The organism is Nocardia sp. NPDC051750 (genome assembly GCF_044453135.1).
Lineage (GTDB): Bacteria > Actinomycetota > Actinomycetes > Mycobacteriales > Mycobacteriaceae > Nocardia.
The window spans coordinates 457,169-471,112 of record NZ_JBITCK010000008.1 but is presented as its reverse complement, the minus strand read 5'-3'; the positions used below and the strand labels follow the sequence as shown (position 1 = coordinate 471,112).

Annotated in this window: 11 protein-coding genes; 9 read left to right on the top strand and 2 right to left on the bottom strand. The window is 67.5% G+C overall.

All coding sequences use genetic code 11. The annotated features are described in order from the left end of the window. Positions 1-239 precede the first annotated feature (239 nt). Positions 240-1,697 carry a catalase gene (locus ACIA75_RS33275; RefSeq protein WP_397111016.1) on the top strand — a complete coding sequence of 486 codons (1,458 nt, stop codon included), beginning with the start codon at positions 240-242 and terminating at the stop codon, positions 1,695-1,697. Between the two features lie 477 nt (positions 1,698-2,174). Next, a complete protein-coding gene (locus ACIA75_RS33270; RefSeq protein ID WP_397111015.1) occupies positions 2,175-3,428 on the top strand; it encodes a cytochrome P450 in 1,254 nt (417 codons plus the stop codon). A 116-nt stretch (positions 3,429-3,544) separates the two neighbouring features. On the opposite strand, the gene ACIA75_RS33265 is transcribed toward ACIA75_RS33270, so the two are convergent. Beyond that, complete coding sequence (locus ACIA75_RS33265; RefSeq protein WP_397111014.1) at positions 3,545-5,296, bottom strand: hypothetical protein; 1,752 nt, start codon at positions 5,294-5,296, stop codon at positions 3,545-3,547. Between the two features lie 960 nt (positions 5,297-6,256). Between ACIA75_RS33265 and ACIA75_RS33260 the strand changes: the two genes are divergently transcribed. Beyond that, positions 6,257-7,234 (top strand): glycerate kinase, encoded by a 978-nt coding sequence (locus ACIA75_RS33260; RefSeq protein ID WP_397111013.1) that lies wholly within the window; start codon positions 6,257-6,259, stop codon positions 7,232-7,234. A 143-nt stretch (positions 7,235-7,377) separates the two neighbouring features. On the opposite strand, the gene ACIA75_RS33255 is transcribed toward ACIA75_RS33260, so the two are convergent. Further along, positions 7,378-7,845 (bottom strand): PPOX class F420-dependent oxidoreductase, encoded by a 468-nt coding sequence (locus ACIA75_RS33255; protein WP_397111012.1) that lies wholly within the window; start codon positions 7,843-7,845, stop codon positions 7,378-7,380. A 283-nt stretch (positions 7,846-8,128) separates the two neighbouring features. Between ACIA75_RS33255 and ACIA75_RS33250 the strand changes: the two genes are divergently transcribed. The 6 genes from ACIA75_RS33250 to ACIA75_RS33225 all read left to right on the top strand — a co-directional run bounded on the left by ACIA75_RS33250 (position 8,129) and on the right by ACIA75_RS33225 (position 13,831). Further along, a complete protein-coding gene (locus ACIA75_RS33250; RefSeq protein WP_397111011.1) occupies positions 8,129-8,359 on the top strand; it encodes a hypothetical protein in 231 nt (76 codons plus the stop codon). A 610-nt stretch (positions 8,360-8,969) separates the two neighbouring features. Further along, positions 8,970-9,290, top strand: a complete 321-nt coding sequence (locus ACIA75_RS33245; RefSeq protein WP_397111010.1) for a hypothetical protein — start codon at positions 8,970-8,972, stop codon at positions 9,288-9,290. Continuing rightward, positions 9,280-10,773 carry an aminotransferase class I/II-fold pyridoxal phosphate-dependent enzyme gene (locus tag ACIA75_RS33240; RefSeq protein ID WP_397111009.1) on the top strand — a complete coding sequence of 498 codons (1,494 nt, stop codon included), beginning with the start codon at positions 9,280-9,282 and terminating at the stop codon, positions 10,771-10,773. The genes ACIA75_RS33245 and ACIA75_RS33240 overlap by 11 nt, the downstream gene beginning before the upstream one ends. Before the next feature lie 448 nt (positions 10,774-11,221). Next, a complete protein-coding gene (locus ACIA75_RS33235; RefSeq protein WP_397111114.1) occupies positions 11,222-11,872 on the top strand; it encodes an ABC transporter permease in 651 nt (216 codons plus the stop codon). Then, on the top strand, positions 11,865-13,049 hold the full coding sequence (locus ACIA75_RS33230) for an ABC transporter ATP-binding protein (RefSeq protein WP_397111008.1): 1,185 nt from the start codon (positions 11,865-11,867) through the stop codon (positions 13,047-13,049). The genes ACIA75_RS33235 and ACIA75_RS33230 overlap by 8 nt, the downstream gene beginning before the upstream one ends. Continuing rightward, the gene (locus ACIA75_RS33225; RefSeq protein WP_397111007.1) at positions 13,046-13,831 is read left to right on the top strand and encodes an ABC transporter permease; all 786 of its coding nucleotides are present in this window, start codon (positions 13,046-13,048) and stop codon (positions 13,829-13,831) included. Before ACIA75_RS33230 ends, ACIA75_RS33225 begins: the two co-directional genes overlap by 4 nt. Positions 13,832-13,944: the final 113 nt, after the last annotated feature.

Below are 13,944 nucleotides of genomic sequence, written 5' to 3'. Positions count from 1 at the left end.
CCGTCCGCGGTGTCCGCCGGCCGGGAAATCACCCGGGAAAGGTGATCCCACCACCCGATCGGCGGGCGCCACGGCACGACACTTTCCAACCCGAGTACACGGTGACATCCTGGGTACAGCCAGTGTGTGGACGGTCTGCGGGCCAGCCCGTTTCTCGCGCTCGATCCGGCCGTCCCGTGAGGTCGCCGGCACCGCGCCGCGGTGCCGGCCGGACACGCTCGGAAGGAGACGCCGCGAGCATGACCAGCGAAAAGCCCGAAATCCTGACCACGGACGCCGGTATCCCGGTCGAAAGCGACGAGCATTCCCTGACGGTGGGGCCCGACGGCCCGATCCTGCTGCAGGACCACTACCTCATCGAACAGATGGCGCAGTTCAACCGGGAACGTATCCCGGAGCGCCAGCCGCACGCCAAGGGCAGCGGCGCGTTCGGCCGTTTCGAGGTCACCGGCGATGTCAGCGCCTACACCAAGGCGGCGGTGTTCCAGCCCGGCACCAAGACGGAGATGGTCGCCCGGTTCTCGACCGTCGCCGGTGAACGGGGCAGCCCCGACACCTGGCGCGATCCGCGCGGTTTCGCCCTGAAGTTCTACACGTCCGAGGGCAACTACGACATGGTCGGCAACAACACGCCGGTCTTCTTCATGCGCGACCCGCTGAAGTTCCAGAACTTCATCCGCTCCCAGAAGCGGCGCGCCGACAGCAATCTGCGCGACCACGATATGCAGTGGGATTTCTGGACACTGTCGCCGGAGTCGGCCCACCAGGTCACCTGGTTGATGGGTGACCGCGGGATCCCGAAGACCTGGCGGCATATGAACGGCTACTCCAGCCACACCTATATGTGGGTGAACGCGGAGGGCCAGAAGTTCTGGGTCAAATACCATTTCAAGACCGATCAGGGCATCGAGTTCCTCACCCAGGAGGAGGCCGACCGAACCGCCGGTATCGACAGCGATTACCACATGCGCGATCTGTTCCAGGCGATCGACCGGGGCGAATACCCCAGCTGGACGCTGTACATGCAGATCATGCCGTTCCGCGACGCCGAGACCTACCGGTTCAATCCCTTCGACCTCACCAAGGTGTGGCCGCACAGCGACTACCCGCTGGTCGAGGTCGGGCGGATGACGCTGGACCGCAACCCGACCGATAACCACACCGAAATCGAACAGGCGGCATTCCAGCCCAACAACCTGGTGCCGGGTATCGGCCCGAGCCCCGACAAGATGCTGCTGGCCCGCATCTTCTCTTACGCCGACGCCCACCGGGCCCGGCTGGGCGCGAACTACCAGCAGATCCCGGTCAACTCCCCGCATGTGCCGGTCCGCAGCTACAGCAAGGACGGCGCGATGCGCATCCACCCGGTCGCGGACCCGGTGTACACCCCGAACTCCAAGGGCGGGGTCCGGCCGGATACCGACCGCTACGGCGAACCCGCCGGCTGGCACACCGACGGCGACATCGTCCGGGCCGCGTACACCCTGCACGCCGAGGACGACGACTGGGGCCAGGCGGGCACCATGGTCCGCACTGTCCTCGACGATGCGGCCCGGGAACGCCTGGTGAACAATATCGTCGGTCACCTGCTGGACGGTGTGACCGAACCAGTTCTCCAGCGCGCCTTCGAGTACTGGCGCAATGTCGACAAGGAACTGGGTGACCGGATCGAGAACGGAGTCCGCACTCAGTCCTGATCGCCGGCTCGTTCGTTGTGGCCGCGGGGAATTCCCCGCGGCCACAAGACTGTTCGCGGGATTCGGGCCGCAAGCAAACCGGCTGGCCTGCAAGGGATACGGAAGATCGGCACGGGTGTTCGGGCTGCTGAGTCTCCGGGCAGTGAGTATGATGCTCCGACGTGGAACCCGTTGTGTGCGAATGTCTCGGTGGGCGTAACCGGTCGAGATCGGCGATATTGCCGGACCGCCGGTGCGTCGACGCAAACGCCGGTCGCACGCCCGCAGTCTTCTCGGTTTCCATGGCATGACCGGCGGCAACGGTCCACGGGCGTTCAGGCATATGCCTCCCGACGCACTGTCGTCGCGAGTTCGTGTGGAGGCGTTCCACGCCCGGCGCCGGCGGAAGCTATAACGCTGCAGCGGGCCAGCGCAGCCCAACGCCCGAGACCCTGAGCATGTTCGTCGTGTTCCTGTTACGTACCTGGAGTCACCGCATTGACCACACATTTCGAGTCACCGCATCACCAACCCCGGTATACCGGGAGTCAGCCCGTACCCACCATCCACGACCCGGCCCGGGTCCCGCTGTACCGGGAGGATTTCGCCGCGGACCCGCACCGCACCTACACCACTATGCGCGCCCGGCACGGTTCCCTGGCGCAGGTGGAACTGTCGCCCGGGGTCCCCGCAACGCTGGTGATCGGCTACCGGACCGCGGTGCGGATCGGCAACGATCCCTCCCATTTCCCGGCCGACCCACGCACATGGGAGCAGAGCATCCCCGACGCGTGCCCGGTGAAATCGATGATGCAGTATCGCCCGAATGCCCTGCGTACGGCGGGAACCGAACATCTGCGCTACCGCGGAGCCACCGTGGACAGCATCAATGAGATAGACCTGTACAACCTGCACAGGGAAATCGAGGGGATCGCTGTCCCGGAAGTCAACCAGTTCTGTGAAATCGGACAGGCCGATCTGGTCAGCCAGTACGCCGTTCCGGTCACCTTCGCCTATCTCAACACCATGGTCGGTTGTTCGGCAGAGATCGGCAATCGGGTCCGCCAGGGTATGGCCATGATGTTCGAAGGCGATCCGACCGGCGAAGGCAATCAGATGTTCGTGAGCGCGCTGTCGGACCTGATTCTGCTCAAGCGGGAGCAACCGGGCAACGATGTGGCCACTCGCTTGCTGCAGCACGGGGCAGGATTGGGGCACGAGGAACTCGTGCACCAGCTGGTCCCCATCTACGGCGCGGGAATCGAGCCACTGGCGAACCTGATCGCCAACACCCTGTTGCTGATGCTCAGCGACGACCGATTCCAAGGGGATGCGGCGCTGACGACGATCGATGCGCTCAACGAGCTGCTCTTCAAGGATCCGCCGCTGGCGAACTTCCTCATCACCTATCCCCCGCAGCCCATCCTCGTCGAGGATGTCTGGTTGCCCGCTCATCAGCCGGTCGTCACCAGTATGGCGGCGTGCAACAACGACCCCGAAATCGCGGGCAACTTCACCGATAACCGCTCACATCTGGCCTGGGGAACCGGGCCACACGCCTGCCCTGCGCAGTCGGTCGCGTATTCGGTCGCGCAGAACGCTATCGACCAGCTCCTCGATATGCTGCCCGAAATCAGGCTCGCGTGCCCGGCCGAGAAGCTGGTGTGGCGACCGGGGCCCTTCCACCGCTCCCTGGCGAGTCTGCCGGTGGTCTTCGAACCGGCCCGCCCGTTTCCGCCCGTCCCACGGTGAACGGCTGATTCGCCGACGGCCCTGGGATGATGCGGTACCGCATCATCCCAGGGCCGTCGGCGAGGGCAAGAGGTTCTTCCCGGCGGTAAGCCCGAACCGGGCCTACCGCCGGACGGTCAGCGACGGCTCGGCTCGTTGCAGCGAGAGTCCCAAGCGCCGGGCAGATCATCAGACAGCACCGGTGCGTCGAGAATCTCGTCGTCGAAGCCGAACGCCTCCAGCAGTGCGGGCAGGTTACCCGCCAGGTCATCGATGGCCCGGCGGAGTTCCTGCTTGACCTTCTGGGCACCCGCGATATCGAGCAGGCCGTGGGTGAGGTACCACGCGGCATGCTGGTCGAGATAGTGCAGTGCGAAAACGTCCCGCACAGCGGCTATCTCGGGGAGATCGGCATGTTCGTCGAGCAACCGCAAAGCCGCTTGGGCGCAATGGGCCTCGGTGAGATCGAGTGCGTGCGGAATAACCGCCAACCGATCCGTGAGCCCCGGATTGTCCAGGTGCGGCTGCGCCTCGTGCGCGATCGTCAGGGTGCGAGCGCCGAACAAGCGTGCGCGGTCGCCGGCGTCGGCGGGATCGTGCAGAACCGGTTCGGCCGGCGGCGTGGCGAGCAGCTGTTTGGCCAGCGCACGCCCGGCAACGGAACCGAGGACGGCGCAGTCGCCCTCGCCGGTGATGGCGGCATGACAGACCCCGAGGTAGTTGGCGATCCGGTTGGCACTGAACATGCCCTGCGCACCCATCTTGATACGGCAGTGCGTCACCGTGTCCAAGGCGTGGAGCTGGATGAAGTACTTGGCCAGCATCGCCGTCACGACGGTGTCGCGATCTGTCAGATCGCTGCCCGCCAGCATGCTCTTGACCTGGTTGCCGTAGATGGTCCTGGCCACGGTTCCGGCCAGATCGGTGAGCAGGGTGTCGCGGACATGGGGGATATCGATCATGTGTGGATGATCGACAGCTGTCATCGGTACCACCCGCCTGGTGGCGTAGCTCAAGGCAATGTAGAGGGCTGCGCGTGCCGAGGCGTTCAGACAGGACGCGAGTGCCATCCTCCCGACGGTCAGCTGGCTGATCGCCGACGGGAACGACCGCCGGCGGCTGTCCTCGTCCCGCCAGGTCAGCACACCGTTGTTGTCGACAGTGGCCAGGTCGTTGCTCAGCCAGGCAGTGCGATCGACCCGGAGGTTGTCGAAGCTGATGATCGCGTTGTCCATGACGACCAGCGGCTGATGGTCGAGCTGGGTGATCGTCACGCCGGGAGCCGGATCGCCGTTGGCGTCGCGCAGTCGCGCGGCGAACAGGTGCACGCCCTGATCGACACCCGCCCCGTCGACGTATCGGGCAGCGACGATGCAGACGCGGGACACCGGAATACCCACCGACGGCATGAATTTCCGCGCCCGCGGATCCGGGGTGTTGATGACGAACCCGTCACCGTCCCAGGTCGCGGTGGTCTGCATGAACTGGATATTCGAGCCGCACCCGTACTCGGTCAGCAGGATGACACCGATACTGGAGGCGTTGTCCAGGTCGTGCAGATACGGCGCGGCGGTATCGGCGTCGGTCAGGGTGGCCAAGCTGCCCGAAACCAGGTTGTAGTGCCCAGAGATCAGCGGGACCAGGTCCGTCGCCAGCACCGCGGACCAGTCGAACACCGCGAACAGGGCGGGCAGATCGGTGGCGGTGGCGCTGGTATCGCCGAACTTTCCGACCAGATATTGCAGCTGCTCGTAGGCATTGGCCCGCCGCTCCTCCTGGTTCTGCTTCTCGGTGACGGCGAAGTCAGGATTACTCAGGATCTCTTGCAGCTGCTGATGAATCTCCGGGCTACCGTGCCGGATCAGCTCGGCGAGCGATGTGCGTTCCATTGTCCGTCCCTTTCGAAACACATTGAGAAACCGAAACGATCGCGGGGCGCTCACGTGGATACTCCGATACGTGACAGAACCGGACCGTCTTCCCCCGGTCGGTATTTCACCCCGCGCAACGCTGCGCCGTACTGGTCGGCGGACGGCCTGTCCGCGCAATCGACCGCACATCCGTGCGTAACCATAATCGCCTCCTACTCACTTCCGATCCCGTCGGTCGCTCGTCCACCGCTGGGCATGCTGGGTCATCGCTGCCGACTACCGGGCATCGGAACCGACCGGCACCACACGTTCATGGGGCACCAGCCGGGGACCGGGCAAGAGAGCCGGATGATCACCTGTCAAGAGCTCAATACACCACACACCTTCACGTGGGGTTTCGTTCCAGCACCTGGCCGATGGAGAGCGGTGGCCGCACCAGGGCGGCGTCTACCGGATCCGGCTCTCCGTCAAGTGCGCGGGAGATTGCCGCGGTCGCGCCGCAGCACGTCCCTGCCGATACCGCGACCACCTCGACCGACAACGGAACCATTGCCGTAAAGTTGCCCACGAACCGCCCGAACACGAAATGTATTGTGCCACAGCCGGTATTCCCGTTCATGCGGAAACGTCACATGAATTGGTCTAGGCCGATGACCTGGCATTCTCCGAAATATCGACTGACCAGGCCGGACCCGCGCCGATCGGACAGCGGAACTGGCTGCAGATTCGCCCGAACTATTTACCTACGAGACGGTCGGTACTTTTCGGGATTCCCGCGATCGAGGCCGTGCGGTGCGATTCAGAACGATCCGCACCGCCACGCTGCCTGCAGCGAGCAGGCCACCCGGTGGCGAATGAAACCGTACGGGACTTCCGGCCGACCGCAGTCCGGTGACCGGCCGCCGATAGAGTCACGGACATGAGCGTCTCAGGGAACCGTGCTGCCTGTGCCGACCGGATCGACGGGGCAACCCCGTCGTGACGGTGCTCGTCGCCCCGGACAGTTTCAAGGGCACCTACACCGCGCCGGAGGTTGCCGAGGCCATCGGGCAAGGGGTCGAGGAGGCCGGGTCCCGAGCGATCCGGCTGCCCGTCGCCGACGGCGGCGAGGGGACCCTGGACGTGCTCATGGCACCGCTCGGTCTGCATTCGGTGACCGTCACGGCGCGTAATCCCTGGGGCGCACCGTGTTCCGTGTCATTCGGGCTGTCGGACAACGGTACGGCGGTGGTCGAGATCGCCGCGGCCAGCGGGATCACCACACCGCACGAGGGTCCGCGGGACCCGGTTGCCGCCGATACCTACGGCACCGGCATGGTCATAGCCGCGGCGGTGCGGCACGGTGCTCGGAAAATCGTGGTCGCGGCCGGAGGGTCCGCCACCACGGACGGTGGCGCCGGTGCCATCGCCGCGATCGAAGACGGTGGTGGAACGGGTGGGGCGGCGATCACCGTGCTCACCGACGTCACTACGCGTTATATGGATGCTGCCCGGGTTTTCGGACCGCAGAAGGGTGCCGATCCAGCCACCGTGGAGCTGCTCACGCGGCGTCTCGCCGAGACCGCGCGCCGCCTGCCGCGAGACCCGTCCGGTATCGATGCCACCGGTGCCGCGGGCGGGTTCTCCGGTGGAATGTGGGCACAGTATGGCGCCGAATTGCGTTCGGGCGCAGAGTATGTGCTGGATGCCGCCGGATTCGGTGCAGCGGTCGCGCAGGCGGGGGCAGTCGTGGTCGGCGAGGGCCGGCTCGATGGGCAGACCAGAGCCGGCAAGATCATCTCGGCAATTCTCGCGCGGGCCGCCGGAACGCCGGTGTACGCGGTGGTGGGATCGGTCGGCGACGACCTCGGCGAGTACCGATCGCGATTCGCCGACGTGATCGTGGCGTCGGATGCCGCCGCGATGCGCGCGGCGGGCCGGCGTATCGGCACGGAGATATCGCACGGGCGCCGGTAACCAGGTGTCCCGCGACCGGCCCATCATTTCCGGGGCGCCGCCGGACGCGTCAAGGCGGCAGCTGCGCCCCGGCTCGCCTACCTGGGTGGAAACCGGCTCGGAATGCGAAGGTACTCGGCGACTCGCCGCGGCGGGTGAATGCCTCAGCTCGCCGGGTCGTGCTCCGGCGGGAAACCGCCGGTGGCGACCGGACCCCAGCGCTCGATCGTGATCCGGATCAGTGATTTGTCCTGCCGGGCCATTGCGGCCCGGTAGTCGTCCCAGTCCGGGTGTTCGCCGGCGATACCCCGGTAGTAGTCGACCAGGCCGTCGAGCGCTTCGGGCATATCGAGTACCTCGGCTCGCCCGTCGACCTGCACGTAGGCCTCGTTGAAGTCGTCGGAGAGCACACAGATCGAGGTCCGTGCGTCACGCCGGATATTGCGGGTCTTGGCGCGGCCGGGGTAGGTGGAGACGACGATGCGCCCCTGCGGATCGAGACCACAGGTCACCGGGGACATCTGCGGTGACCCGTCGGCTCGGGTCGTGACGAGGACACCGTGGTGGCGCGTCCGCAGGAAGTCCAGCAGGGCGGCACGGTCGACGCTGGTGGCACTGGCGATTCGTGGCATGGAACCCTTTCGGTCGCTGCGATAGCTGCTTCCGCAGCATAACCAGCACCCCGCGACACCCGTTCGCCCTCGGGCCGGGTGCCGGCCCGTACTTCCGCGAGCGGAGGCTGGCCCGGCTGCCGCAAGACCGCCCGGCACCGGGAAAGGCCGCCGTTCCGCGGACCGGTCCGGCCGCACGGTTTACCGATGGTTCGACCGGGTAGGGCGCCCCGTGACGGTATCGGACATCGTCGACAGGAGGCGTCACCCTTCGGGTGCGTCCACGACCGAACAGGAGGCCGCTATGAACATTCAGCAGGAAACCGGCCAGTTCACCGGAACCAAGGACAAGGACTACAACCTCATCTGGTTCACGGAGGCGTGCTTGAGCAATGCGCTGCGCATGGAGGTCTATAGCCGGGACGCCGAGCGCGCGGGTGATACCGAGATCGCCGAATTCTTCCAGCGCGCACAGCACGAGAGCCAGAAGGGTGCCGAGCAGGCCAAAGCCCTGCTCGCCCAACGGCTGAGCTGAATTCGTCCCGCTGCGGAGCGGGTATTCCACCGGTTCCCAGAGCGGTACAGCGGACCGGGTCATCGTTGTGGTGACCCAGATCGCGAGGTTGCGCCCCGGTCCCCGACGGAAATCCCACCTGCACCGGGCCCGGCCGGGCAACCGCCCCGCGGGCCGCACGGGCCCGGATTGTCGGAGCGCACAACACTGGGTCACGTCGCCGGGGCCACTCGCAGCATCGCCCGAAACAGCGAGAGGACGACCATGCGTGACATCGATCCGCGACCTCTCCCGGATCCGGAACCGCACCCGGGCCCCGCACCGGTGCCCGATCCCCCGCCGCTTCCACCGGACCCAGGGGAGCCACCACCTCCACCCCCACCGGACCCAGGACGGCCACTACCCGACCCCGCTCATCCGCCACCGCCGCCTCCCCCACCGGACCCGGGCCGGCCGCCACCCGAACCTGCCCCGGACCGGCCACCGATACCCGACCCCGGCCATCCGGTGCCTCCTCCTCCGAACCCGATCTGAGCCGCACCGGCGGATAGGTATCCGGTGGTTCAACCCCCGCCGAGCGGGTATCCGGGCCGAAATACCTGGTCCTGAGCTCGACAGGAAGGAAACGACCATGGTGGCCGGACACGAGCCGCAACGCAGTGACGAACCGTACGAGCACCGCTTCCCCGACAACACGCGGACAACCCGATCGCATGCCGGAGAATCGATCGAGGACGCCCGGAACTGGCCGGGCATCATCCTGACGGCGCTCGGCATCGTGCTGGTGGCGCTCACCCTCACCGCCGCCGGTTACGGCTTCGAAGGCTGGGCGATCGTGGCCGGTATCTGCGGTGGCGTCTGCCTGGTGGCCGGTGTGGGGCTCGTGGTCCTCGAGCACCGCCGGGTCAAAACCGGCGAAGGCGCATCCCTCCGCGAGCCGCGTGGGCACTGACGGACGCGGCCGGGCCGATCTCGATCATTCCCGGGCGCCTCTCGTCGAAGCCCTGCACGATTACCACCGGCTCAACCGCTACGGGTTCACTCCGCCCGGGCATCGTCAGGGGCGCGGTGTGGACGAACGCGTTCTGGCGGTGATCGGCCGGGACGCGTTCGCCGCGGATGTACTCGCCACCCCGGGCCTCGACGACCGCCTGTCGCGGGGTGGCTATCTGGCCCGGGCCGAGGAGCTCATGGCCGATGCCGTCGGCGCGGATCAGGCGTTCTTCTCCACCTGCGGGAGTTCCCTGTCGGTCAAGGCCGCGATGATGGCCGTGGCCGGCGGGAGCGGGAAGGGGCTGCTCGTCGCCCGCGACAGTCATAAATCGATCGTGGCGGGCTTGATCTTCTCCGGGGTGCTGCCGCGCTGGATCACACCGCGCTGGGATACCGAGCGCCATTTCTCCCATCCCCCGTCACCCGACCAGGTGCGGCAGGCGTGGGAGCAGCATCCCGACGCGGCCGGCGCGCTGATCGTGAGCCCGAGCCCGTACGGCACCTGCGCGGATATCGAAGGTATCGCGCGGGTGTGCCATGAGCGCGGGAAACCGCTCATCGTGGACGAGGCGTGGGGAGCACATCTGCCGTTCCATCCGGACCTGCCGACCTGGGCGATGGATGTCGGCGCGGATCTCTGTGTGGTGAGCGTGCACAAGATGGGCGCCGGTTTCGAGCAGGGGTCGGTGTTTCATCTGCAGGGCGATCTGGTGGACCCGGTGCGGCTGCGGCAGTGCGCGGACCTGCTGACGACCACCAGTCCGAGCGTGCCGATCTATGCCGCACTCGACGGCTGGCGCAGGCAGATGGTGCAGCGGGGGCGTGAATTGTTCGATTCCGCGTTGCGCACCGCCGGGCACATCCGGGCGGAGCTGGACCGGATTCCCGGGGTGCGGGTGATGGACGAGGAATTGCTGGGGGTGGAGGCCTCGCACGACCTCGACCGGCTCCAGGTGCTGATGGATATTTCCGCGACCGGCGTCACCGGGTACGACGCGGAGGCGTGGTTGCGCGAACATTGCCGCATCGACCTGGGCATGAGTGATCACCGCCGGATGCTGGCGACTCTCTCGCTCGCCGACAACGCCGAGACGGCCGATACCTTGATCGCGGCCGTGCGCGAGTGGCGGGCACAGGCACGCGCCACGTCGGCGCCGCGCGAGATCCGGTTGCCCGAGCCGGCCGAATTACAGCTGGATACGGCGATGCTGCCGCGCGATGCCTTCTTCGGGCCCACTGAAATGGTGCCGATCGGCGACGCCGCGGGCCGGATCGCCGCCGAACAGCTCACGCCGTATCCGCCCGGGATTCCGGTGGTGGTTCCCGGTGAACGGCTCGACCCGGGTGTGCTCGAGTATCTGCGCACCGGGCACGACCACGGGATGAATGTGCCCGACGCCTCGGATCCGCGCCTGCGTTCGGTGCGCGTCGTCGCGCCCTGACAGCGCGGCCGGACGCCCGCCGGCGCGGTCCTGATTCGACCGGCGGGCCCCGGGTACGCGCCCGGTATGGAACTACTCGTGATCATCGGGATCGCGATCCTGGTCGCCGCGGTCGTCGGATACCGGCGGTGGGCCGGTCAGCGCCCGAAAACGCCCGAAGTCCCGGGTAACGACGGCAAGTGAGCCGGTGCTCGGCCGCTCGCCGAGCCCGCTGCGCCGCTCACCGCGATACCCGAGGAAGACCGCATCCGCCCTGGTGCGGCGGTACACCGATGCCGAAGTGTTTCGATCCGGTCACGACGGGGCACTCTGTTCACCGGGGCCAGGCGCGGCGCGCTGTCGCCGGCACCCACCACCTGCTCTCGCCGGCGTCGCGCCGCGCCGGCACCCGGTCCGGACGCGGTGAGGCCGCGACAGCCCCGCGGTACCGGACAACTGGAGGTTCACCCTGGATACGCTGTGGACCTTCGTCGTCGAGCGGCGGCACCAGCTTGTCGTGGATTCGTATCTGCACGTCTCGGCCGTGGTGCAGTCCTTGCTCATCGCCACCGTGGTCGCGGTACTGATCGGTGTTCTCGTCTATCGCAGCCCGATCGGCTCCGCGGTCGCCACGGCCGCGGCCGGCACCATTCTCACTGTGCCGTCGTTCGCCCTGCTCGGCCTGCTCATCCCGATATTCGGACTGGGTGTGGTCCCGACGGTGACCGCCCTGGTGCTCTACGCGCTGCTGCCGATTCTGCGCAATACCCTGGTGGGCCTGTCCGCCGTGGACAGTGCGGTCGTCGATGCCGCGCGCGGGGTCGGGATGAACCGGCTGCGGGTGCTCACCGCGGTGGAACTACCGCTGGCCTGGCCGGCGATTCTCACCGGAATGCGGGTCAGCACCCAGCTGATCATGGGCATTCTCGCGCTCGCCGCCTACGCCAAGGGCCCCGGGCTGGGCAACCTGATCTTCTCCGGCCTGGCCCGGCTCGGTAGCCCGAACGCCGTCCCGCAGGCGCTCACCGGCACGGTGCTCATCGTCGTACTCGCTCTACTCCTCGACGGGTTTTTCCTGCTCGTCGGCCGTTTCACCATTCCGAGGGGGATCCGTGACTGATTCCGATACCGCCGGGAACTCGGCGGTCTCCGGTGTCGAGATCGTGCTCGACGCTGTCACCAAGCACTACCCGGGACAGCGGCAACCGGCCGTCGAATCGGTGTCGATGACCGTTCCGGCCGGTGAGATCGTGGTCCTGGTGGGGCCGTCGGGCTGCGGCAAAACCACCACCATGCGGATGATCAACCGCCTCATCGAACCCACCTCCGGCACCGTCACGATCGACGGACGCGATGCCGCGGCAATGGACCCGGACCGGCTACGCCGCGGGATCGGCTATTCGATCCAGCAGGCCGGATTGTTCCCGCATATGACGGTCGCGAAGAACATCGCCACCGTGCCCGGGCTCATCGGCTGGGACCGGAAACGGATCGCCGCCCGTACCGACGAGATGCTGGACCTCGTCGGCCTGGACCCCGGCACCTACCGCCACCGCTACCCGCGGCAACTGTCCGGCGGGCAGCAGCAGCGGATCGGGGTGGCGCGCGCCCTGGCCGCCGACCCGCCGGTGCTGCTGATGGACGAACCGTTCGGCGCCGTCGACCCCATCACCCGCGGCCTGCTGCAGGACGAATTGCTCCGCCTGCAGGCGGAACTGGGCAAGACCATCGTGTTCGTCACCCACGACTTCAACGAGGCGGTCAAGCTCGGCGACCGGATCGCGGTACTCGGCGACCGGTCGCGCATCCTGCAATACGACACGCCCGCCGCGATCCTGGCCGACCCGGCCGACGACACGGTGGCCGGGTTCGTCGGCGGCGACGCCTCCCTCAAACAGCTGACCCTGACCCGTATCCGGGATATCGAACTCGCCGACTGCCCCACCGTCACCGAGGACGATACGGTCGAGTCCGCCCGCGCGGCGGTCGCGGACCGGCCGTGGGCCCTGGTGCTCGACGCCCGCCGCCGGCCACTGCGCTGGATCTCCACCGGACAACTCGCGCACGCGGACTCGGTGCGGGCCACCGGGACCCCGCTGGGCGAAACCCTGTCCATGGCGTCGACGCTGCAGGACGGGCTGGAAGCGCTGCTGACCGACCACCACGCCACCGGAGTCGTCACCGGCGCCCGCGGCGAATACGCCGGGCTGATCACGATCGACACCCTGGTCGCACACCTGTCGGCACTACGCGCCGAGCACTCCGGTGACCCGGTCGCGACGGACGCGCCGGCATGACGGCCGCGACCACGCCGCCCGCGACCGAAACGGGCACACCGCAGGCTGTCCGGCGCGCCGACGGGCTGCGGCTGCTCGTACAGCCTGTCCTCGTGCTGCTGCTCACCGTCGGGGTCCTGATCTGGGCGTTGCGACGCGATCTCACCATGACCCAGCAGGCCAGCCTCACCGCGGGCAATATCGCCACCGTCACCTGGCAGCATGTACTCATCACCGCCGCGGTGGTGTTGATCGTCGTGGTGGTCGCGGTACCGCTGGGCACCCTGCTCACCCGGCCCGGGTACCGCAGGCTCGCGCCGTTTTTTGTCGGTATCGCGAATATCGGTGCCGCCGCGCCGGCCATCGGCCTGATCGTGCTGTTCTATCTCGTCACCCGGACCACAGGCTTCTGGATCGGTGTCGCGCCGATCGCGTTCTATTCGCTGCTGCCCGTGCTGCGCAACACCATTCTCGGTTACCAGCAGGTGGATCCGCTGCTCATCGATGCCGGCCGCGGGCAGGGGATGTCCGCGGCGACGGTGCTGCGCCGGATCGAATTCCCGCTGGCCGTGCCCTACATCCTGGCCGGGCTGCGCACCTCGCTGGTCCTGGCCGTGGGAACGGCCACCCTGTCGTTCCTGGTGAGTGCCGGCGGGCTCGGAATTCTCATCGACACCGGATACAAGTTGCGCGATAACGTCACCTTGGTCGTCGGCGCGGTGCTCGCGGTGGCGCTGGCGCTGCTGGTCGACTGGCTGGGCGCGGTCGCCGAACGCGTGCTCGGACCCAGGGGGCTGGTATGAGCGCGCCGCAGGGCACGAACCCGCTCCGCGCTCCGGGCCGCACGAGGGCGCACAGCGCACAGCGCCGGATGAGGGCGCTGCGCGCACGGGGCCGCACGCGTGTGCTCCGCCCA